The sequence below is a fragment of the Cupriavidus gilardii genome, from assembly GCF_013314895.1.
Taxonomy (GTDB): domain Bacteria; phylum Pseudomonadota; class Gammaproteobacteria; order Burkholderiales; family Burkholderiaceae; genus Cupriavidus; species Cupriavidus gilardii_C.
In genome coordinates this window covers 91,856-111,144 of the sequence record NZ_JABTYE010000019.1, presented here as the reverse complement: position 1 = coordinate 111,144, position 19,289 = coordinate 91,856, and the positions used below count along the sequence as shown (strand labels likewise).

The window sequence follows — 19,289 nt, the reverse complement described above, 5'->3', positions numbered from 1 at the left end:
CGTTCGCTTCCGTTCCCTCTCCACAGCACTCTCCCAATCTCGGCAGGAAAAGTGTCAACCGTATTCAGGACGGGTCAGCACCAAAAGAAAAGGCGGTCTTTCGACCGCCTTTTCACCTTCCCGTCGCCCCCTGTCCCCAAACAAGGCGGCGGCAAGGCATACCGTTACGGCGATGCCGCCTCGCGCTACAACCTGCCCATGACAACCAGCGCGATCACGATCAGCAGGATCAGGCCGAGCCCGCCGCTGGGCCAGTAGCCCCAGCCGCTGCTGTAGGGCCACGAAGGCAGCGCGCCGATCAGCAGGATGATCAGCACGATCAGGAGAATGGTGCCTAGAGTCATGGGAGGCTCCTTTGCCGAGGGCTAGCCTGGCGGGTTTGTTCGTTGGTCTTCAGTACCGTGCCACCCCTTGGCGCTTTCCGGCCGCCTCGGGGTCCGCTCCCGGTTGCTTCAACGATAGACCCGCGCCAACGGCCTCCCACCCGGACCGGCGCTGAAAGCCATGTAGGAATCGGACGACGCGCAAGCCGTCCGACCGCAGCCCTCGCGCGCCGATTCGTCCCGACGGCTCAGTCGCGCAGGCGCCGGATCAGCGACGAGGTATCGTCGCGGCCGCCCCCCTCGCGCTGCAGCTCTGCGTAGAACTGATCGACCAGCGCGGTGACGGGCAGCGTAGCGCCGTTGCGGCGGGCCTCGTCCAGGCACAGGCCGAGATCCTTGCGCATCCAGTCGACGGCGAAACCGAAGTCGAACTTGCCTTCGACCATGGTGGGGCCGCGATTCTCGAGCTGCCACGAGCCGGCGGCGCCCTTGCTGATCACCGACAGCACCAGCGGCATGTCGAGCCCGGCCCGCTGACCGAAGGCGATCGCCTCGGACAGCCCTTCGAGCAGGCCGGCGATCGCGATCTGGTTGACCATCTTGGCGAGCTGCCCGGCGCCGGCACCGCCGATGCGGGTGACCGCACGGGCGAAGGCCGCGATCACCGGCTGGGCGCGCGCGAACACCGCCTCGTCGCCGCCGCACATCACCGTCAGCACGCCGTTCTGCGCGCCGGACTCGCCGCCGGACACCGGCGCATCGAGGAAATGCAGGCCGCGCGCGTTGGCCTGCTCGTACAGTTCGCGTGCCACGTTGGCGCTGGCGGTGGTGTGGTCCACGAAGATGCAGCCGGCCGGCGCCGCGTGGAAGGCGCCATCGGGCCCGGTCAGCACCGCACGCAGGTCGTCGTCGTTGCCGACGCAGCTGCAGACCAGCTCGGCATCGCGCGCGGCCAGTGCGGGCGTGGCGGCCGACTGGCCGCCGAAGCGTTCGACCCAGGCCTGGGCCTTGCTCGCGGTGCGGTTGTAGACCGTGACCTGATGACCCTTGGCGGCCAGATGGCCGGCCATATGAAAGCCCATGACGCCGAGGCCGAGGAATGCGACACGCATGACTGCTACTCCGTGTTGTTATCGAATGTGGAAGGAAAGATCGGTGAGACGCGCTGCGTTGGCGCGTGGGGCGGGGCACCGGATCAGGATGCGCGGCGCGCCAGCGGCATGAGTATACGGGCGTGGTTCGCCCTCTCCCCCAGCCCCTCTCCCGCAAGCGGGAGAGGGGAGAGCATATGCAAGTGCCCCGGGTCCTTCCAATGCCGCTGGCAGGCTCCCCTCTCCCGCCGGGCGGGAGAGGGGCTGGGGGAGAGGGCAGCGCAAGCTCTTGTCCAGGGCTACCGCCCATCGATTCCCGAAGCCCCTGCCTCGTCCCCATCGAGATCGGCCCGCGCGACCTCGCCCGGCGCGCGCGGCGTCGGCACCGCGGCGGGCGGCGGCCGCGTGCGTGCCCCGTCGCCGAAGCTGCCGCGCAACGGCGGCCGCGCCAGATTGGCTTCCCACGCCTGCCGGATCGCCCGCGCGATCTGGTGGTACGCCTCGCGCGAGATCACGTTTTCCTCGCGCATCGACTGCAGCTCGTGCTGGCCCTTGCGCAGCGCGAACAGCATCAGCATCCGCTTCTCGAGCGCGACGGTATAGCTGCCGAATTGCTCGCGCATTTCCTGCAGCGCCTGCTCGGCGGCACGGAAGCGGTCCTCGAGCACGCCGTCGAGCACGGTCGCCATGCGCGCGCCGAACACCGGCGACAGCATCGCGCGGTTGTATTGCCGCAGCCGCTGCAGCACGGTCTGGCGCACGATCATCAGCTCGAAGCGGTCGGCCAGCACGCGCGCCAGCGGCCGGTCGATCGACAGGCGCCGGTGCAGGAACAGCGCGATGCGAAAGCTCTTCTGGTAGTCGAGGATATGGCGCGCGGCGCGGTTGTAGCCGATGCGGCCCTGCTCGCGCGCGGCGTCGATCATCTGCGCGGTGTTGCGCATCATCGCGTCGAGATTGGCGACCGACACCACGCCGTTGCCGTACTCGGGAATCAGCTCGCTCTCGCGCGTGGCCAGCGTGACCAGGCCGATCGACAGCCGCGCCCGCTCCGACAGCGCGCTGTCGAAATCGAAATCGGCCGAGCCCAGTTCGATGTCGCGCCGGTAATGCGCAGCGACCTCGCGCGCGGCCGACGGCGGCAGGCCGAAGCTGTCGGCGAGGCGATCCAGCGCGTTCTCGACCTCCTCGGTCGACAGCCGGATCGCCTGGCGCTGCAGCGCCAGTTCCTGCGGCGACAGCACGTCCAGTTCGAGCCTGCGGATCAGCCAGCGCAGCGTGGTGCCGTTGACCAGCAGGCTGACCAGCACGAACCCGGTGGCCAGGATCGCGACGAAATGGCGGGTCTCCAGCGGCAGCGCGCGGTTCTCGGCGATGCCCAGCGCCAGCACCAGCGTGACCGCGCCGCGCAGCCCGCCCCAGGCGATCGCCAGCTTGTACGCCGAATCGATCGGTGCGGACAGGCGCAGCCAGGTCAGCAGCGGCAGCAGACCGAACAGCGTCGCCAGGCGCGCCAGCAGCGCGGCCGCCACCAAGGCCAGCAGCAGCCAGCCGTGGTGCGGCGTGACGCCCTGCAGCAGCGCCGGCACCCGCACCGCCGCCAGCAGGAACACCACCGCGCCCGCGATGCCGGCGAACTGTTCCCAGATCATCCGCAGGTGCCGCCAGTTCGGCGGATTCAGCCGGGTCGGGCCCAGCGCGCCCAGCGTCAGCCCGGCGCAGACGACGGCGACCACGCCGGACACGTGCAGCAGCTGTTCGGCCAGCAGATAGAGCGGGTAGGGCAGCGCCAGCGTCAGCGCGGCTTCGGCCACCGCCAGGCCGGCCAGCCCGGGCAGCAGTTCGGCCAGCAGCCGGCCGGCGATCAGCCCGCACAGCAGCCCGCCGCCGAAGGCCCAGGCCAGTTCGGCAAGACCCGCGGCCAACGTCGCTTCGGCTCCGTGCCCGGTCAGCATCGCGATCAGCACGCCGACCAGCGCGATCGCGGCGGCGTCGTTGAGCAGGCTCTCGCCCTCGACCAGCCGGATCAGCCGGGCCGGCGCGCCGACATCGCGAAAGATCGCGATCACCGCGGCCGGATCGGTGGTGGCGACCACCGCGCCGAGCAGCAGGCAGACCACCAGGTTCATGCCGCTGGCCGCCGCGGTGACCACGCCGATCACGCCGGTGGCCACCACCACCGCCACCACGGCCAGCAGCAGGATCGGCGCCGCGTCCGGCAGCATGCTGCGCACATCCGCGGTCAGGGCCGCATGGAACAGCAGCGGCGGCAGGAAGATCCATAGATAGGCTTCCGGCGGCAGCGACGGATCGATCAGCGGATGCAGGAAATGCTCGGCGAATTCGGGCAGCGTCGCATCGATGGCCACGTAGCCCGCGCCGATGGCGATGCCGATGGCCGACAGCAGCGTCGATTCGGGCAGCCGCAGCCTCGCCGCGGCGACCTGCACCACCGCCACGATGGCGAGCAGCGCGCCGAGCAGGATCAGCACATCGACGACGATGTTCATGGGGGGGCGCTCCCGGCGCGCGCGGCATGGCACCGACGCGGGAGAGGGATGGGGAATGGCGAAAACACGAAGCGATCCTGCTTGCGGCGAAAGAGGCTCGACCTTAGCGCGAAGGCCGGGCGCAATTCAAGGCCGCTGTGCCGTGCGCTGCTGCCCGGCACGCGCCGATCGGAAAGACAAGCGAGCCGGCGCCTTGGCCGACCCCGCGGTACGTGGTGACCGCGCGCGGGTCAATCAGACGCTGGGCCCTGCGATTTCCAATTGCCACCATCGCTGTCGGAAATTGAAGATCGTCGCCGTACCCCTGTCGTTTTGCCGCGCAGGCCGGAAGTATCGCCGCCGAGCCTGTAGAATCGCGGTGTTCGAGACCGGCTCTGCCGAGTCCTTCTGTTGTCCTCCCAGCCTGTCGACCGCCTCTGGCCGGCAGCGTGCACGAAAACGCCATGTCCGAGTTCGATGAAGCCCGACTAGCCGCGGCCGCCTGGGTGCGCGCGCAGATGGATCGTTATGGCCTGTCGCTGGACGATCTGGTGGCCGCCGGATGTTTCTCCGACGCCAAGTCCAGGTCTGTCCGCGCCGCTGCCGCTGGCACCCCGGCATCGAGCCCGGCGCCCGCGGCGGCGCCGGCTCCCGCAGGCTCGGCCACACCCGCCCCTGCGCCCACACCGACGCCGACGCCGACACCGACACCGACGCCCACGCCTGGGCCCAAGGCCAGTGCGGCAGGCGGCGACGGCCAGGCCGCCACCCCTTCGCAGCAGGGCGGCGTGCTCTATCGCAATGCATTGGGTCAGTGCTGGGATGGCACCGGCGAGATGCCGGACTGGCTGCAGCGCGCGGTCAACGCTGGACAGACGCCCGAGTTCTATCGCGTCAGCTGATCGACCTCGCGGCGGCTCGATGCCGCCGGGTCCGGTCAGCAGCGTGCCCGAGGCTGCAGCAACAGCATGTCCGCGGAAGCCCCGGCCAGCGTGCCGAGCGGCGAGCGCGGCGGCATGTGGCGATACTGGCTCAGTTCCAGCCCAGGCAGCACGGCGACGATGGGGCACATGGCTGCGCCGCCGGAATACCGCGTGTGGCGGTCTTCGCCGTCGGCGGCATGGCCGCTGGCGGCATCGTCTTCCGTGTCCCGCTCCTTGTCCGCACCGAGGCAGCCGGCCTGGTCGCGTCCCAACAGTTCCGCTTCGGCCTGCAGCTTCAGCGCCGCGTGCCGGCTCATCAGCGGCGTGGCCGCGGTGGTCTGCGCGGCGCCGCACGTCAGCTTCGCCGTGCCGGCGATTGCCGGCAGCGGCAGGGCGAGCATGGCGAGAGACAGCAGGAGGCGTTGCGGCAGACGGTTCACGAGCGGATCGGCAAGGTGGACAAAAGGTTGGAAAGGGAACGACCGTTCGAAGGTGCGCGGCACGCACTGCGGCGGCTGCCACGCTGACGGTCAGGCCGCATTGTAACCGCTGGTCCGCGGACGCGATCCTGACGGCAACATGACAAAGCTGCAAGGCAGCGGCTCGCCATGGCTCGCAGCCGCTCGCAGCGGCTGGCAGCGGTGCAGCGGCGCATAATGTCTGCGCCCTTGCGGTACGACCGCGGGCCGCGGCGCCGACGCGACGGCACCGGTGCCGCCATCCATTCATCGACACGATCGACCCAGGAGACGGACATGCAGATACAGCCTTATCTCTATTTCGGGGGACGCTGCGAGGAGGCGTTGGCCTTCTACGGCAAGGCGCTCGGCGCCAAGGTCAACATGATGATGCGCTTCAGCGAGATGCCGGCCGAGGAAGGCGAAACGGGCGACCCCCAGCCGCCGCTGCCGGCCGGCTGGGACGACAAGATCATGCATGCCAGCGTCACGGTCGGCCAGAGCGAGATCCTGGCCTCCGACGGCATGCCGGGCGCGCCGCCCGAGGCCTTTGCGGGCTTCAGCCTGTCGATCGTCGCACCGACGCTCGACCAGGCGCGCCAGTGGTTCGACGCGCTGTCCGAGGGCGGCCGCGTGATGATGCCAATGCAGAAGACCTTCTGGTCCGAGGGCTTCGGCATGCTGCAGGACCGCTTCGGGCTGAACTGGATGGTCAACGTGACGCATTGAGCTGAGGCAATGCCGGCGGCGGGAGGCGCGGCTGGAGCTGGGGCGGAAGGTGCGGAAGCTGCGGAAGCTGCGGAAGCTGCGGAAGCTGCGGAAGCTGCGGAAGCGGCGGAAGAAGGGCGGAAGAAGGGCGGAAGAAGGGGCCGCATTCGGGCACGAACTTCAGGAATAGACCGCGCCACAGGCAGGGTGGCTTGACCCTGTAGCCGCTACAGGCTGTTCAATGCCATCCAGCGCCACAGCCCACGGAACCGTTCGATGGCCCGCCTCTCGCCGGAAACCCAATCTCCCGCCCCTTCCTCCTGCTGCGACCACGATCACGGCCGCCATCACGATCACGACCGCGATCGTGACCACGGCCACGGCCACGATCATGGCCATGATGACGATGGCCGCAGCGATCATCGCCACGCGGGCCATGCCGCGCCGGCTTCCTCTCCCGCGTCGACGTCCTCCTGCTGCGGCAGCGCCTGCGGCGCCGTCGCGCTGGCGCCGCCGGTCCAAACCGCGGCACCGGCCGGCGCCCGCACCGCGCGCTTTCGCATCGAGGCGATGGACTGCCCGACCGAGGAGGCGCTGCTGCGCGGCAAGCTGGGCGGCATGCCGGGCGTGGCGGGCCTGCAGTTCAATCTGATGCAGCGGATCCTCACCGTGCATCACACCCTGGATTCCGAGCAGCCGCTGGTGGCGGCGATCGCCAGCGTCGGCATGCACGCCGAGCCGCTGGCCGCGCACGGCGGTGGCTCTCCGTCGGCGGCGCAAGCCGCGCCGGCACCGGCCACGTCGTGGTGGCCGCTGGCGCTGGGCGGGGTCGCGGCGCTGGCCGCCGAGCTTGCCGAGTGGTTCTCCGTGGCGACGCCCTGGCTGCCCGCCGCCTGCGCCCTCGCCGCGATCGCGCTGGCCGGCCTGGGCACCTACCGCAAGGGCTGGATCGCGCTGCGCAACCGCAATCTGAACATCAATGCGCTGATGAGCATCGCGGTGACCGGCGCGCTGCTGATCGGCCATTGGCCCGAGGCGGCGATGGTGATGGTGCTGTTCGCGCTGGCCGAGCGGATCGAGGCGGCCTCGCTGGACCGCGCCCGCCACGCCATCCGCGGCCTGATGGCGATGGCGCCGGAGCAGGCCACCGTGCTGCAGCCCGACGGCGCCTGGCTGGCGGTGCCGGCGGGCAGCGTGTCGCCCGGCGCGGTCGCACGGCTGCGGCCCGGCGAGCGGGTCGCACTCGATGGCCGCGTGCTGCGCGGGCAGTCGGCGCTGGACCAGGCGCCGATCACCGGCGAAAGCGTGCCGGTCGACAAGCAGGCCGGCGACCTGCTGTTCGCCGGCTCGATCAACCAGACCGGCGAGCTCGAATACGAAGTCACCGCGCCGGCTTCGGACTCGACGCTGGCGCGCATCATCCATGCGGTCGAGGCCGCGCAGGCGAGCCGCGCGCCGACCCAGCGCTTCGTCGACCGCTTTTCCCGCATCTACACGCCGACGATCTTCGTCATCGCGCTGCTGGTCGCCGTGCTGCCGCCGTTGCTGGCCGGCGGTGCGTGGCTCGAGTGGATCTACAAGGCGCTGGTGCTGCTGGTGATCGCCTGCCCCTGCGCGCTGGTGATCTCCACGCCGGTGACCATCGTCAGCGCGCTGGCCGCGGCCGCGCGCCACGGCATCCTGATCAAGGGCGGCGTCTATCTGGAGCAGGGCAAGTCGCTGCGCTGGCTGGCGCTGGACAAGACCGGCACCATTACGCACGGCCGGCCGCAGCAGATCGATTACGCGCTGCTGCCAGGCGCGCCGGACGAGGCCCGCGCGATCGCGGCCAGCCTGGCGGCGCGTTCGGACCATCCGGTCTCGGCAGCGGTCGCCGCGGCGGCGCGGCGCGATGGCATCGAACCGCTTGCGGTGCAGGACTTCGAGGCGTTGCCGGGCCGCGGCGTCGCGGGCAAGGTCGGCGGCCACCAGTATTGGCTCGGCAACCATCGGCTGATCCACGAGATGGGGCTGTGCTCCGAAGCGCTGGAGGCGCGGCTGGAGGCGATCGAACGCCAGGGCCGAACCGTGGTGCTGCTGGCCGGCGGCGATGCAGGCGCGGCCAATGCCGGCGTGCAGGCGCTGTTCTCGGTCGCCGACACCGTCAAGCAGAACAGCCGCGACGCCATCGCCGAACTGCATGCACTTGGCGTCGGCACGATGATGCTGTCGGGCGACAACCCGCATACCGCGCAAGCCATCGCGGCGGAGGTCGGCATCGACGAGGCGCGCGGCAATCAGCTGCCGGAGGACAAGGCCGAGGCCGTCGCGGCGCTGACGGCGCAGACGGCGACGAGCCAGGGCGCGAAGCATGGCCGCGTCGGCATGGTCGGCGACGGCATCAACGATGCGCCGGCGCTGGCGCGTGCCGACATCGGTTTCGCCATGGGCGTGGCCGGCACCGACACCGCGATCGAGACCGCCGACGTCGCGCTGATGGACGACGACCTGCGCAAGATCCCGGCCTTTATCCGGCTGTCGCGCCGCACCGGCGCAGTGCTGACGCAGAATATCGCGCTGGCGCTCGGCATCAAGGCGGTGTTCCTCGCGCTGACCGTGGCGGGCCTCGGCACAATGTGGATGGCGGTGTTCGCCGATATGGGGGCGAGCCTGCTGGTGGTGTTCAACGGGCTGCGGCTGGCGGGGCGTCTGCGCTGAGCGACGGCGCTCTCCGGCCTCGAGAAAGCCCCTTCAGCGCTGCACGATCAGTTCGCCGCTGCGCCCGGGGACCGTGCCCCAGGCCAGCGGCCAATGCGGCAGGCGGGCGCGATCGAGCTGTTCGTACAGCGCCGCCAGCGGCGCGAGCCGATGGCCCTGGCGGCGCCACCCTTGCAGCAAGCGCTCGAACACCGGCGCCAGCTTGCCGCCCTCCAGTTCCGCATGCAGCGTGAAGACATGGTGGCGGCCGTCCTCGGTGCGCGCCAGCAGGGCCTCGTGCACGTTGCCCTCGTCGATGCCGTCGGCGCCGATCAATTCGTCCAGCGTCGGCAACGTGGTCGGCAGCTGAACGTGGCGGCACGGCGCGCCGTCGAGCACCGGCACATAGGGCTCGGCGCCGCGGCCATCCGATGCATAGCGCAGGCCCCAATCGTCGAGTTGGCGGAACGCTTCCGCATTCATCTGCCAGCCGGCGGCGCCGTGCGTCGACGGTGGCTCGCCGAACACCGCTTCGAAGCGTTGCCAGGCACGCCGCATCTGCGCGCGCGTCCATTCGGCATCGCGCGAGCGCACATGGTCTTGCCAGTAGACGTGGTCCCAGGTATGAATGCCGCATTCGTGTCCGGCGTCGCGCGCCGCCCGCATCGCGTCGGCGGCGCGCAGGCCGATGTCGGGGCCGGGCAGCAGCACGCCATACATCAGCGTGCGCAGGCCGTAGTGCGACACCACCGAAGTGCGGGAGACCTTGCGCAAAAAGCCCGGCCGAAACACGCGCCGCAGTGCCCACCCGGTATGGTCGGGGCCCAGGCTGAACAGGAACGTGGCGCGGGCGTCGTGCGCGCGCAGCAGCGCGATCAGCTTCGGCACGCCTTCGCGCGTGCCGCGCAGCGTGTCGACGTCGACCTTCAGGGCGATCGTGGCCATTGCTCTCTTGCGTCGTCGGCCTAGTTGCCGGAATCGACCAGCGTGCGGGCCTCGATCACCTTCTCGCGATAGGCCTCGAAAATCCGGCGCAGCGATTCGGCCATCGTGACCGTCGGCTGCCAGCCGAGCTCCTGCATCGTGTTGTCGATCTTCGGCACGCGGTGCTGCACGTCCTGATAGCCCTTGCCATAGAACTCGCCCGACGAGGTCTCCAGGATGCGGCTATGGCGCGCGCTTTCTGCGTACTCGGGGTAGTCCGCAGCCATCCGCAGCATCATCTCGGCGAGCTCGCGCACCGAATGCACATTGCCGGGGTTGCCGATATTGAAGATCTTGCCGCTGGCGATGCCGCCGGGATTCTCGATGATCCGCATCAGCGCGCTGATGCCGTCCGAGATATCGGCGAAGGCGCGTTGCTGCGCGCCGCCGTCAACCAGCCGGATCGGCTCGCCACGCACGATATGGCCGAGGAACTGCGTGACCACGCGCGAGCTGCCTTCCTTCGATTCGAAGATCGAGTCCAGTCCCGGTCCGATCCAGTTGAACGGCCGGAACAGCGTGTAGTTCAGGCCCTGCTCGATGCCGTAGGCGTGGATCACGCGGTCCATCAGCTGCTTGGAGCAGGCGTAGATCCAGCGCGGCTTGTTGATCGGCCCGTAGACCAGCGGCGACGACTCGGGGTCGAAGGCTTCGTCGCCGCACATGCCGTAGACCTCGGACGTCGACGGAAACACCAGGTGCTTGCGGTATTTGACCGCGGCGCGGACGATCGGCAGATTGGCCTCGAAGTCCAGTTCGAACACCCGCAGCGGCTGCCGCACGTAGGTCGCCGGCGTGGCGATCGCCACCAGCGGCAGCACCACATCGCACTTGCGGATGTTGTACTCGATCCATTCCTTGTTGATGGTGATGTCGCCCTCGAAGAAATGCATGCGCGGATGGTTGACCAGCTCGCCGAGGCGGGCCGTCGACATGTCCATGCCATAGACTTCCCACGACGTGGTTTCGAGGATGCGTCGCGTCAGGTGGTGGCCGATGAAACCATTGACGCCGAGGATCAGGACTTTCTTCATGGACTTCAGGCTTGAGGGGAGGACTGCAGCAGCGCGGCGAGGGCAGCGGGCGCGAGCGGCGCGTTGCCTTCGGACAGCGCGAGGATCAGCACCAGACCGCCGTCGCCGCACAGGCCGACGATGCGGCCGTCGACCACGTGCAGGCCGGGGGTGAGGCCGGTCAGCACCTGCGTGGGCGGCATGTCGGCCGGCAAGGGGCGGCGCGCGCGTTCGACCACCAGGCGGCGGCCCTTCAGTTCGGTGAAGGCGCCGGGATAGGGCGGCGCGACCGCGCGGATCAGGTTATAGACCGCCGCGGCCGGCTGCTGCCAGTCGATGCGGCCGTCCTCGGGACGGCGCCCCGAGAAGTAGCTCCCTTCGGCGAGCACATTGGGACGGCGCGGCGTATTGCCGGCCAGCATTGCCGGCAATACCTGCCACAGCGTCTGCTCGGCCGCCACGGTGACCTTGTCGAAGACCTGCTGCGCGGTATCGTCGGGCAGGATCGGCACCGCGGTCTGCGCGACGATATCGCCGGCGTCGGGCCTGGCCTCCATCGCGTGCAGGGTCGCACCGGTCTCGGTCTCGCCATGCAGCACGGCCCAGTTGACCGGCACGCGGCCGCGGTACTTCGGCAGCAGCGAGCCATGCATATTGAACGCGCCGCGCGGGGCCAGCGCCAGCACGGCCGGCGGAATCAGCGAGCGGTAGTAGAACGAGAAAATCATGTCGGGACGCGCGGCCCTGACGGCTTCGGCCAGCGCCGGATCGTTCGGGTCTTCCCCATGGATCACCGGCAGGCCGAGTTCCGCGGCGGTGTCGGCCACGCGGCGGAACCAGATCGTTTCGTCCGGGCGATCGCGATGCGTGACCACCAGCGCCACCTCGACGCCGCGCGCGTGCAGCACGCGCAGGCAGCGGTCGCCGACGTTGTGGTAGGCGAAGACTACGGCGCGCATGGCGGTTTCCGGTCGTGGCGGGAATCACGAGCATCGCGCTGGCTGCCGTCGCCGAACTCGTCGTATTCGTCGAGTCCGTCCAGCGCCGCCCGGCGCCCACCCTCGCCACGCGGCCCATCGCCCTGCGACGCATCGAGAACCGCCTTGATCCGATAGCGCGGCCGGTCGCGTACCTGCTGATAGATCCGGCCCACGTATTCGCCGAGCAGGCCGATGCCGAACAGCATGATGCCGACCAGGAAGAAGTTGAAGGCGAACAGCGTGAACAGGCCCTGCACCTCGGATCCCAGCAGGAATCGGCGCACCAGCAGCACCACGAACAGCGCGCCGGACAGCAGCGACAGGATCGTGCCGATCACCGAGAACCATTGCAGCGGCACGATCGAAAAGCCGGTGACCAGATCGAAGTTCAGGCGCACCAGTTGGTACAGCGAATACTTCGATTCGCCCGCGTGCCGCTCTTCGTGGCCGACCTCGATCTCGACCGGATTCGACGAGAACGTGTAGGCCAGTGCGGGGATGAAGGTATTGACCTCGCGGCAGGCATTGATGGTATCGACGACGCTGCGATCGTACGCGCGCAGCATGCAGCCCTGATCGGTCATCCGGATATGCGTGATCCGTTCGCGCAGCCGGTTCATCGCGAACGAGGCGACACGGCGGAAAGCGCTGTCATGGCGCTGGCGGCGGATCGTGCCGACATAGTCGTGGCCGGCGCGAATCGCCTCCACCAGCCGCGGGATTTCTTCGGGCGGATTCTGCAGGTCCGCATCCAGCGTGATCACCATGCGGCCGCGCGCATGCTCGAAGCCGGCCAGGATCGCCATATGCTGGCCGAAATTGCCGTTGAACATCACCACCCGCGTGACCTCGGGCCGCTGGCGGAACTGCCGCGCCAGGATCTGCGCCGAGCGGTCGGTGCTGCCGTCGTTGACGAAGACGATCTCGTAGCTGGTGGCCAGGCCGTCGAGCGCGGGATACAGGCGGTCGAACAGCGCCTGCAGACCGGCCTCTTCGTTGTAGACGGGGATCACCACCGACACCTCGATCGGCCGGGCGCGCGGCGGCGAGGCCTCGCCGGGCAACGGCGCGGTCTCGTCGTCGCGAATGCGCGCGGGATGGCTCGGCAGCGGATGCGGCATCGCGCAGGACACCAGCTCGGAAGTTACGAAAGCAGACGTTTGCATGTGTCGTTCAACGTGGCGCAGACGCGCTCGACATCGGCCTCTTGCATGGCCGGGAAGAGCGGCAGCGTGAGAATGCCCCGCCCGATGCGCTCGGCGTGAGGCAGCATGCCTTCGCGCCAGCCCAGCGAGCGGTAGTACGTAAACAAATGCAGCGCGGGGTAGTGCACGCCGGTACCGATGCCGGCCTCGCGCAGGGCCTGCATCACCGCGGCCCGTCCGCCGCGCAGCCGCTCGGCCGGCAGTACCACTTGAAACATATGCCAGTTCGACTGCGCTGTCGCGGGATCGCCGGCGACCGGCAGCTCGATGCCGAGCTCGGCCAGGCCATGCCGCGCGGCGGCCTCCATATACGCGCCCGCCAGCGCGGTGCGGCGCGCGGTGATCGCATCGAGCCGCGGCAGCTGGGCCAGCCCGATCGCGGCGTTGACATCGGTCAGGTTGAACTTGCCGCCCGGCACTTCGACATCCATGCCGTCCATGCCGGTGCGGATCACGCCCTGCAGACGCAGGCGTTCGGCGCGCAGCGCCTCGTCCTCGTCGTTCATCACCAGGCAGCCGCCTTCGACCGTGGTGATGTTCTTGTTCGCCTGGAAGCTGAAGCTGACCAGATCGCCGAAGCTGCCGATGCGCCGGCCGCGCCAGCGCGAATCGATCGCCTGCGCGGCGTCCTCGATCACGCGCAGCCCGTGCCGCTGCGCGATCGCGTAAAGACGGTCCATGTCGACCGGCAAGCCGGCCAGATAGACCGGCAGGATCGCGCGGGTGCGCGACGTGATCGCGGCCTCGACCGCGTCGAGATCGAGATTGCGCGTGCGCGGATCGATGTCGATGAAGACCGGGCGCGCGCCGACGGCGACGATCACGTTGGCGGTGGCAACCCAGGTGATCGCGGTGGTAATCACCTCGTCGCCGGGCCCGATGCCGGCGATCCGCAGCGCGATCTCCATCGTCGCCGAGCCGTTGGCAAACGTGCGTACCGGACGCCCGTCGAACAGCGCCGACAGCGCGGCCTCGAAGGCCTGCATCTTCGGGCCCGAAGTGATCCAGCCCGAAGCCAGCACCTCGCCCACCGCGGCGATCGCGTCGGCGTCGATGTCGGGCCTGACGAAGGGCAGGAACGGTTCGGCGGGTGTCGTGGAAGCTGGCATCGGCGTTTCGGAACGGGGCATCGACAGGAAGGATCAGGACCGGGCGATCAGGAACACGCCGGCGAGGATCAGCAGGATGCCGGCCATCCGCAATGGTCCGATCATCTCACCGAACAGCCACCAGGCGGCGACCGCGTTGACCACATAGCCAAGCGACAGCATCGGGTAGGCCATCGATACATCGACGCGTGACAGACCGACGATCCACACCGCGACGCTGGCCACGTAGAGGCTCAGCCCGGCCAGCACCGGCCATTGGGCCAGCACGCGCAGCGCGGTATCGAACAGCGTGGCGCGGTCCAGCGCGATCGCGCCGACCGCGTTGACGCCGGCCTTGAGCAGCAGCTGCGCGCAGGCGTTCAGCAGCACGCCGGTCAGGATGAATGCGAAGGTGGTGATCGTCATCGGTTGGAAGGAGAAGCGGGCGCGGCGGCCGCGGGCGGCGGCGCGAAATTGGTGACGACGACGCGGCGGACATCTTCGGCGACCCGATACATCGGCAACGCCTGAGCCTGCAATCTGGTGTACATCTCAGGCGACATGATGGCCACCGCGGGCTTGCCGTTGCGCCACACCTGTTCGAAGGCCTCCAGCGTCGGAATCCATTTGTCGGGCTCCTGCTGCAGGCCGAACTGCAGTTCGTCGGGATGCCAGACCAGCGTCAGCGGATGGCGCAGGTAGAACGGCAGCGTGTGGTCGAGCATGCCGACGCCATAGAACGGCATGTCATCCTTCAGTACCCGCTGAATCGATGGCACCAGATCGATGCCCGAGGTGCGCCGGCCCATCACTTCATGGCCGAGCAGCGCGACCGTGAAGCTGGTGTACATCGCCACGCCATAGACCACGATGCTGGCCAGCCTGCCGTTGCGGCGGGCCATCCATTGCGCGAGCAGCACGCCGGCGAACATGACGACGAAGGCCGCGCCGATCCACAGCGCGAACACGCGGTAATAGGCGTTCGGGGTGTTGTCCGAATCGAGCGTCGCCACCACCGGCGTGGCTGCCAGCCCCAGCAGCGAGACGGCCAGCATCAGCAGCAGCAGGCGCCGCCACGCGGTGTCGTCGATGCGATCGAGCGCGACGCCGGCCAGCATGCCCAGCGCCGGGAAGATCGGCACGATATAGCCGGGCAGCTTCGAGTTCGACAGGCTGAAGAAGACAAAGATGGCGCCGGCCCAGACCAGCATCAGCAGGGCGGGACGCAGCGGGGCGGCGCTGGCCGTCTGCACGAGCCCGGTCCGCTCGCGGCGCACGGTGCGCCAGATGTCCGGCACCAGCGCCAGCCACGGCAGAAAACCGGCCAGCAGCAAGGGCACGAAGTACCACACCGGTCCCTGGCGATGATGCACGCTGGTCGTATAGCGCTGCCAGTGCTCGTGGATGAAGAAGAACCGCAGGAATTCGGGATTGCGCTCGGCGATCAGCCAGAACCACGGCACCGTGATCGCCAGCAGCAGCGCAACGCCCCACAGCAGATGCAGCCGCCGCCACAGGGCGAAGTCGCGGGTCATGGCGGTGTAGACCACCAGCACCAGCCCCGGCAGTGCGATGCCGATCAGTCCCTTGGTCAGAATGGCGACACCCATGGCGGCCCAGCAGCCCAGCATCCAGCCGCGCCGCGCCGCCGGCGTGGTGTCGGGGTGCTGCGCCAGCAGCATGCAGGCCAGCACGCAGGCGAGCGCGCCGCCCAGCGTCATGTCCAGCGAATTGAAGTGCGCGGCGACGCTCCACATCGGCACCGCGGCCAGCGCCAGCCCGGTCAGCCAGCCGGCGCGCGGGCCGAACCAGCGGCCGGCCGCCCACATCGACGCCAGCAGCCCGACAAAGCCGGACAGCGCCACGCACAGCCGTGCCTGCCACTCGCCCAGGCCGAAGGCGGCATAGGTCAGCGCGGTCACCCACAGGTGAAAGGGCGGCTTCTCGAAATACTTGACGCCGTTGTAGCGGATCGTGACCCAGTCGCCGCTGGCAAACATCTCGCGGGCGATCTCGGCGTAGCGGCCTTCGTCCGAGCGCAACAGATGGCGGGCGTCCAGCGTCCCGAACCAGAGCAGGACGATATAGAGGACGACCAGGGCAATCGCCGCCGCGGACAGACCGGCGGCTCGCGTGGTCGGGAAACGACGCATGAAACTCCTGAAACGATGCTGCGCGGCGGGAGCCGCTTGCCGACAAGCCGTGACGGAGCGCTGCGCTCCGTGTGGTGCATACGGCGCCTATGTCAACGGCGAAGTTCGCATTTTGTGCGAAAGCTATGACGGCTGATACCGAAAAATGTCCTACACGGGCCGGCCGACCGGGTTTTCGGCGGGTCGGGACATATGTCCTGTGCCTTTTATTGCACTTCTTGGGTGCAACCGTGGTGCGCTTCGATCACTCCGGAAGCTTGCGTTGCAAAACGCGGACGCAAAAAAACCCGCATGCAGCGGGTTCGGGAATTCGCATCGGGTCGGGCCGCCCCCGGGCGGACCCGTCGTTCCGATATCAGTTGGCCGGTTTGGCAGGCTTGGCCTTCTTCGCCTTGTTGTGGCCGTTCTTCTTGCCTTCGTCCTGGCCCGGCGCGAGGTCGGCGCGCGTGCTCTGGTTGGTTCCCTGGGTATAGGGATCGAACTTGTCGCCGGCTTTGGCCCCCTGGCTGTAGGGGTCGAATTTGTCGCCCGCCTTGGCGCCTTGCGAGTACGGGTCGAACTGCTTCTTGCCGCCGGTGTTCTGGGCGTGCACCGCCAGCGAGGCGGTGCCGATGCACAGCGCGATGGCCGTCGCGACGAACTTGCTCATGGTGTCTCCTCGAAAGTTGCCGCTCATCGGATGGGCGGCTGACGATGGGCGGGCGCCGACGCGCCGCCCGCGCCAGTGTCTCCAACCTGTCTCGCGGCTGTCAAGCGAGTCACACCGGGCGTCGCTGCGTGGTCCGGCTCATGGAAAGCCATGATTTGCCCGAGCCTTCGGCTCGGGTATGCGCCTATTCGGTCACAGCGTCGGACGGATGCTTCCACGCCTCGCGCACTTCGGTGGAAGGCGCCAGCGCCAGATTGATGCCGCGTCCGCCGATCGGCTTCTGGAACCAGCGCTGCTGCAGCGTCTCGATCTGCGGGCCGCGATAGACGCCGGACAGCGTCTCGTCGACCAGGCGTTTCCATGCCGGGTCCGCCTTCGACATCATCAGCGCGTTCTGTTCGATCGACAGCGCGGGGCCGACGATCACGTATTGCGACGGGTCCTTGGAGCGCGCACGCAGGCCGGCCAGCAGCACGTCGTCCATCACGAAGGCCTGGGCACGGCCCGACTCAAGCAGCAGGAACGATTCGCCGTGGTCCTTGGCGTAGACGTCGCGATAGCCGTATTGGCCCTTGAGCCGGCGCACGTGGCGGTCGCCGGTGGAGCCGGCGCTGGTCACCACGGTCTTGCCGCGCAGATCGTCCAGGGAGTCGATGCCCGAATCGGCGCGTACCAGCATTCGTACGGTCGACACATAGTGCGACACGCTGAAGGCAACCTGCTTCTGGCGCTCGAGCGTGTTGGTGTTCGGCGCGCAGTCCAGATCGACCAGGCCGTTGACGATGGCGGGGATCCGGTTCTGCGGGGTCAGCGGCATCCAGCGCACGTTCAGATCCTTCAGACCCAGCGCCTGGCGGGCGCCCTCGGCGGCGCGCAGGCACAGGTCGACCGCGTAGCCGGCCGGCTGGCCCTTGTCGTCGGCAAACGAGAACGGCAGCGCCGACTCCCGGTAGCCGAGCACGATGGTGCCGCTGGAGCGGATCTTGTCGAGCACGGGCCCGTGCAGCGCATCGGCGCCGGCCGCCCAGGCGGGGGCGATGGCGCCACCGAGCAGAGTCGCCGCGAACAGCGCCGGGCGGAACGAACGGAGAGAACGACGGAGAGAGCGGGAGAAAGACGGCATGGCGGGGCGATAGAAAACAGCAAAGACCAAAGGTTAGCGATAGGGGCAGCGACGGGGAAGGACAACTTCGTCATAAGTAAATACCCTGGGTCTCGTATGGCTCAGGCGCCGCGACGCCGCGCGATATGGCGGCGTCTGCACCTGCACCCGGGTACAATCGCCGCCCACGCGGTCCGGTGTCGCGTCGCGCACGGCGCGTCGGGGGACAGGCCGCGCTTCCCGTCGGTTTCCGCTTCGTCCTGTTTTCCGTTCCGTCTTCCGCTCAATCCCCATGTCCTCCCAACCCGCGCGCCTGGCCGGCATCGATGCGCTGAAGGCCATCGGCTCGCAGCTGATCGTGCTGCACCATCTGGCCTTCTACGGGCCCATGTCCGATGCGGCCCATTCCCTGGCCCCGGTCCTGATCGACTGGCTCGCCGACTACGCGCGCATCGCCGTCCAGCTGTTCCTGGTGATCGGCGGCTTCCTGGCGGCGCGCAGCCTGGCACCGGACGGCCTGCTACGCACGTCGCGGCCGCTGGCGGCATTGCTGCGGCGCTACCGCAAGCTCGTCCTGCCGTTTGCCGCGGCCATCGGCCTGGCCATCGTCGCGGCGGCGCTGGCGCGACAGGGCATGGCCCATCCTTCGATTCCGGCGCCGCCGCAGTGGGGGCAGGTGCTGGCGCATCTTCTGCTGCTGCACGACGTGCTCGATATCGACGCGCTGTCCGCGGGGGTCTGGTATGTCGCGGTCGATTTCCAGCTGTTCGGGTTGCTGTTGCTGACGCTATGGCTGGCAGGTCAGTTGCCGGCGGCCTGGCGGATCGGCGCCGGCGCCGCGATGGTGGCGGCCCTCGGGCTGGCCTCGCTGTTCTGGTTCAACCGGGATGCGGACTGGGACATGTGGGCGATCTATTTCTTCGGGGCCTACGGACTCGGCGTGATGGGCTATTGGGCGTCGAACCCCGGGCGCTCCGGCGGGTGGCTCGTGGCGCTCGCCGCGGTCGGCATCGCTGCGCTGATGGTGGACATGCGCTCGCGCATCGCGCTGGCGCTCGTGGTGGCGCTATTGCTGGCCGTCGGACGACGCGGCGGCTGGCTGGCGGACTGGCCGCGCGGCCGGGCCTTCGCGACGTTCGGCGCCATCTCATACTCGGTCTTTCTGGTGCACTTTCCGGTGTGCCTGCTCGTCAACAGCGTGATGTCGCAAGTTGCGCCCGGCATGCCGTGGCTCAACGCCGCGGGCATGGCGATGGCGTGGCTGGCCAGCAACGCCGCGGGTGCGCTTTTTTACCGATATGTCGAATCGCGCGACGCTCTGGCGTCACTGGGCAAGTGGTTGTTGCGCGACCGCGCCCGTCTGGCCGCCTAGTCTGCGTTGCCCGCGTGCAACATCGGCGGCGCTGCACGATACGTGGGCGCCGCATGAACCGTCGTTGTGCCGCGC

At 68.9% G+C, this 19,289-nt stretch carries 17 protein-coding genes; 4 read left to right on the top strand and 13 right to left on the bottom strand.

Going from position 1 to position 19,289, the window contains the following annotated elements; all coding sequences use genetic code 11:
* Nucleotides 1-185 precede the first annotated feature (185 nt).
* The 3 genes from HTY53_RS18580 to HTY53_RS18570 form a co-directional block, all read right to left on the bottom strand.
* Nucleotides 186-344 carry a DUF3309 domain-containing protein gene (locus tag HTY53_RS18580; RefSeq protein ID WP_006577307.1) on the bottom strand — a complete coding sequence of 53 codons (159 nt, stop codon included), beginning with the start codon at nucleotides 342-344 and terminating at the stop codon, nucleotides 186-188.
* Between the two features lie 227 nt (nucleotides 345-571).
* On the bottom strand, nucleotides 572-1,435 hold the full coding sequence (locus tag HTY53_RS18575; RefSeq protein WP_174107974.1) for an NAD(P)-dependent oxidoreductase: 864 nt from the start codon (nucleotides 1,433-1,435) through the stop codon (nucleotides 572-574).
* Between the two features lie 278 nt (nucleotides 1,436-1,713).
* Nucleotides 1,714-3,924: a cation:proton antiporter gene (locus HTY53_RS18570; protein WP_174107973.1), complete on the bottom strand. Its 2,211-nt coding sequence runs from the start codon at nucleotides 3,922-3,924 to the stop codon at nucleotides 1,714-1,716.
* A gap of 443 nt (nucleotides 3,925-4,367) precedes the next feature.
* Between HTY53_RS18570 and HTY53_RS18565 the strand changes: the two genes are divergently transcribed.
* Entirely contained in the window at nucleotides 4,368-4,805 is a 438-nt protein-coding gene (locus HTY53_RS18565) for an H-NS histone family protein (RefSeq protein ID WP_174107972.1), read from the top strand.
* 35 nt (nucleotides 4,806-4,840) lie between these two features.
* On the opposite strand, the gene HTY53_RS18560 is transcribed toward HTY53_RS18565, so the two are convergent.
* A complete protein-coding gene (locus tag HTY53_RS18560; protein ID WP_174107971.1) occupies nucleotides 4,841-5,329 on the bottom strand; it encodes a hypothetical protein in 489 nt (162 codons plus the stop codon).
* Between the two features lie 252 nt (nucleotides 5,330-5,581).
* On the opposite strand from HTY53_RS18560, the gene HTY53_RS18555 reads away from it, so the two are divergent.
* Nucleotides 5,582-6,013, top strand: a complete 432-nt coding sequence (locus HTY53_RS18555; protein ID WP_174107970.1) for a VOC family protein — start codon at nucleotides 5,582-5,584, stop codon at nucleotides 6,011-6,013.
* Nucleotides 6,014-6,268: 255 nt separating this feature from the next.
* Nucleotides 6,269-8,689, top strand: a complete 2,421-nt coding sequence (locus HTY53_RS18550) for a heavy metal translocating P-type ATPase (RefSeq protein WP_174107969.1) — start codon at nucleotides 6,269-6,271, stop codon at nucleotides 8,687-8,689.
* Nucleotides 8,690-8,722: 33 nt separating this feature from the next.
* Here the strand turns inward: HTY53_RS18550 and HTY53_RS18545 are convergent, their stop codons facing one another.
* From HTY53_RS18545 to HTY53_RS18505, 9 genes are all read right to left on the bottom strand, one after another.
* Nucleotides 8,723-9,613 carry a polysaccharide deacetylase family protein gene (locus tag HTY53_RS18545; protein WP_174107968.1) on the bottom strand — a complete coding sequence of 297 codons (891 nt, stop codon included), beginning with the start codon at nucleotides 9,611-9,613 and terminating at the stop codon, nucleotides 8,723-8,725.
* Between the two features lie 20 nt (nucleotides 9,614-9,633).
* Nucleotides 9,634-10,686: a bifunctional UDP-4-keto-pentose/UDP-xylose synthase gene (locus HTY53_RS18540; protein WP_149316207.1), complete on the bottom strand. Its 1,053-nt coding sequence runs from the start codon at nucleotides 10,684-10,686 to the stop codon at nucleotides 9,634-9,636.
* A 5-nt stretch (nucleotides 10,687-10,691) separates the two neighbouring features.
* Entirely contained in the window at nucleotides 10,692-11,624 is a 933-nt protein-coding gene (locus HTY53_RS18535) for a formyltransferase (protein WP_174107967.1), read from the bottom strand.
* Complete coding sequence (locus HTY53_RS18530; RefSeq protein WP_254600014.1) at nucleotides 11,612-12,811, bottom strand: glycosyltransferase; 1,200 nt, start codon at nucleotides 12,809-12,811, stop codon at nucleotides 11,612-11,614. Before HTY53_RS18530 ends, HTY53_RS18535 begins: the two co-directional genes overlap by 13 nt.
* Nucleotides 12,790-13,959, bottom strand: a complete 1,170-nt coding sequence (locus HTY53_RS18525) for a DegT/DnrJ/EryC1/StrS family aminotransferase (RefSeq protein ID WP_174107966.1) — start codon at nucleotides 13,957-13,959, stop codon at nucleotides 12,790-12,792. The genes HTY53_RS18530 and HTY53_RS18525 overlap by 22 nt, the downstream gene beginning before the upstream one ends.
* A gap of 33 nt (nucleotides 13,960-13,992) precedes the next feature.
* The gene (locus HTY53_RS18520; protein WP_150083676.1) at nucleotides 13,993-14,364 is read right to left on the bottom strand and encodes an EamA family transporter; all 372 of its coding nucleotides are present in this window, start codon (nucleotides 14,362-14,364) and stop codon (nucleotides 13,993-13,995) included.
* Entirely contained in the window at nucleotides 14,361-16,091 is a 1,731-nt protein-coding gene (locus tag HTY53_RS18515) for a glycosyltransferase family 39 protein (RefSeq protein WP_174107965.1), read from the bottom strand. Before HTY53_RS18515 ends, HTY53_RS18520 begins: the two co-directional genes overlap by 4 nt.
* Before the next feature lie 355 nt (nucleotides 16,092-16,446).
* A complete protein-coding gene (locus HTY53_RS18510; protein ID WP_174107964.1) occupies nucleotides 16,447-16,740 on the bottom strand; it encodes an amino acid ABC transporter permease in 294 nt (97 codons plus the stop codon).
* 184 nt (nucleotides 16,741-16,924) lie between these two features.
* Nucleotides 16,925-17,863 (bottom strand): amino acid ABC transporter substrate-binding protein, encoded by a 939-nt coding sequence (locus HTY53_RS18505; RefSeq protein WP_174107963.1) that lies wholly within the window; start codon nucleotides 17,861-17,863, stop codon nucleotides 16,925-16,927.
* Between the two features lie 271 nt (nucleotides 17,864-18,134).
* On the opposite strand from HTY53_RS18505, the gene HTY53_RS18500 reads away from it, so the two are divergent.
* The gene (locus HTY53_RS18500) at nucleotides 18,135-19,214 is read left to right on the top strand and encodes an acyltransferase family protein (protein WP_174107962.1); all 1,080 of its coding nucleotides are present in this window, start codon (nucleotides 18,135-18,137) and stop codon (nucleotides 19,212-19,214) included.
* The last annotated feature ends 75 nt before the right edge of the window (nucleotides 19,215-19,289 follow it).

What these genes read in the sequence shown, in the direction of transcription:
- HTY53_RS18575 (WP_174107974.1), bottom strand. Translation starts at nt 1,435, where the DNA reads ATGCGTGTCGCATTCCTCGGCCTCGGCGTCATGGGCTTTCATATGGCC.
- HTY53_RS18525 (WP_174107966.1), bottom strand. Translation starts at nt 13,959, where the DNA reads ATGCCAGCTTCCACGACACCCGCCGAACCGTTCCTGCCCTTCGTCAGG.
- HTY53_RS18515 (WP_174107965.1), bottom strand. Translation starts at nt 16,091, where the DNA reads ATGCGTCGTTTCCCGACCACGCGAGCCGCCGGTCTGTCCGCGGCGGCG.
- HTY53_RS18530 (WP_254600014.1), bottom strand. Translation starts at nt 12,811, where the DNA reads ATGCAAACGTCTGCTTTCGTAACTTCCGAGCTGGTGTCCTGCGCGATG.
- HTY53_RS18550 (WP_174107969.1), top strand. Translation starts at nt 6,269, where the DNA reads ATGGCCCGCCTCTCGCCGGAAACCCAATCTCCCGCCCCTTCCTCCTGC.
- HTY53_RS18505 (WP_174107963.1), bottom strand. Translation starts at nt 17,863, where the DNA reads ATGCCGTCTTTCTCCCGCTCTCTCCGTCGTTCTCTCCGTTCGTTCCGC.
- HTY53_RS18570 (WP_174107973.1), bottom strand. Translation starts at nt 3,924, where the DNA reads ATGAACATCGTCGTCGATGTGCTGATCCTGCTCGGCGCGCTGCTCGCC.
- HTY53_RS18565 (WP_174107972.1), top strand. Translation starts at nt 4,368, where the DNA reads ATGTCCGAGTTCGATGAAGCCCGACTAGCCGCGGCCGCCTGGGTGCGC.
- HTY53_RS18500 (WP_174107962.1), top strand. Translation starts at nt 18,135, where the DNA reads ATGTCCTCCCAACCCGCGCGCCTGGCCGGCATCGATGCGCTGAAGGCC.
- HTY53_RS18555 (WP_174107970.1), top strand. Translation starts at nt 5,582, where the DNA reads ATGCAGATACAGCCTTATCTCTATTTCGGGGGACGCTGCGAGGAGGCG.
- HTY53_RS18510 (WP_174107964.1), bottom strand. Translation starts at nt 16,740, where the DNA reads ATGAGCAAGTTCGTCGCGACGGCCATCGCGCTGTGCATCGGCACCGCC.
- HTY53_RS18535 (WP_174107967.1), bottom strand. Translation starts at nt 11,624, where the DNA reads ATGCGCGCCGTAGTCTTCGCCTACCACAACGTCGGCGACCGCTGCCTG.
- HTY53_RS18545 (WP_174107968.1), bottom strand. Translation starts at nt 9,613, where the DNA reads ATGGCCACGATCGCCCTGAAGGTCGACGTCGACACGCTGCGCGGCACG.
- HTY53_RS18540 (WP_149316207.1), bottom strand. Translation starts at nt 10,686, where the DNA reads ATGAAGAAAGTCCTGATCCTCGGCGTCAATGGTTTCATCGGCCACCAC.
- HTY53_RS18580 (WP_006577307.1), bottom strand. Translation starts at nt 344, where the DNA reads ATGACTCTAGGCACCATTCTCCTGATCGTGCTGATCATCCTGCTGATC.
- HTY53_RS18520 (WP_150083676.1), bottom strand. Translation starts at nt 14,364, where the DNA reads ATGACGATCACCACCTTCGCATTCATCCTGACCGGCGTGCTGCTGAAC.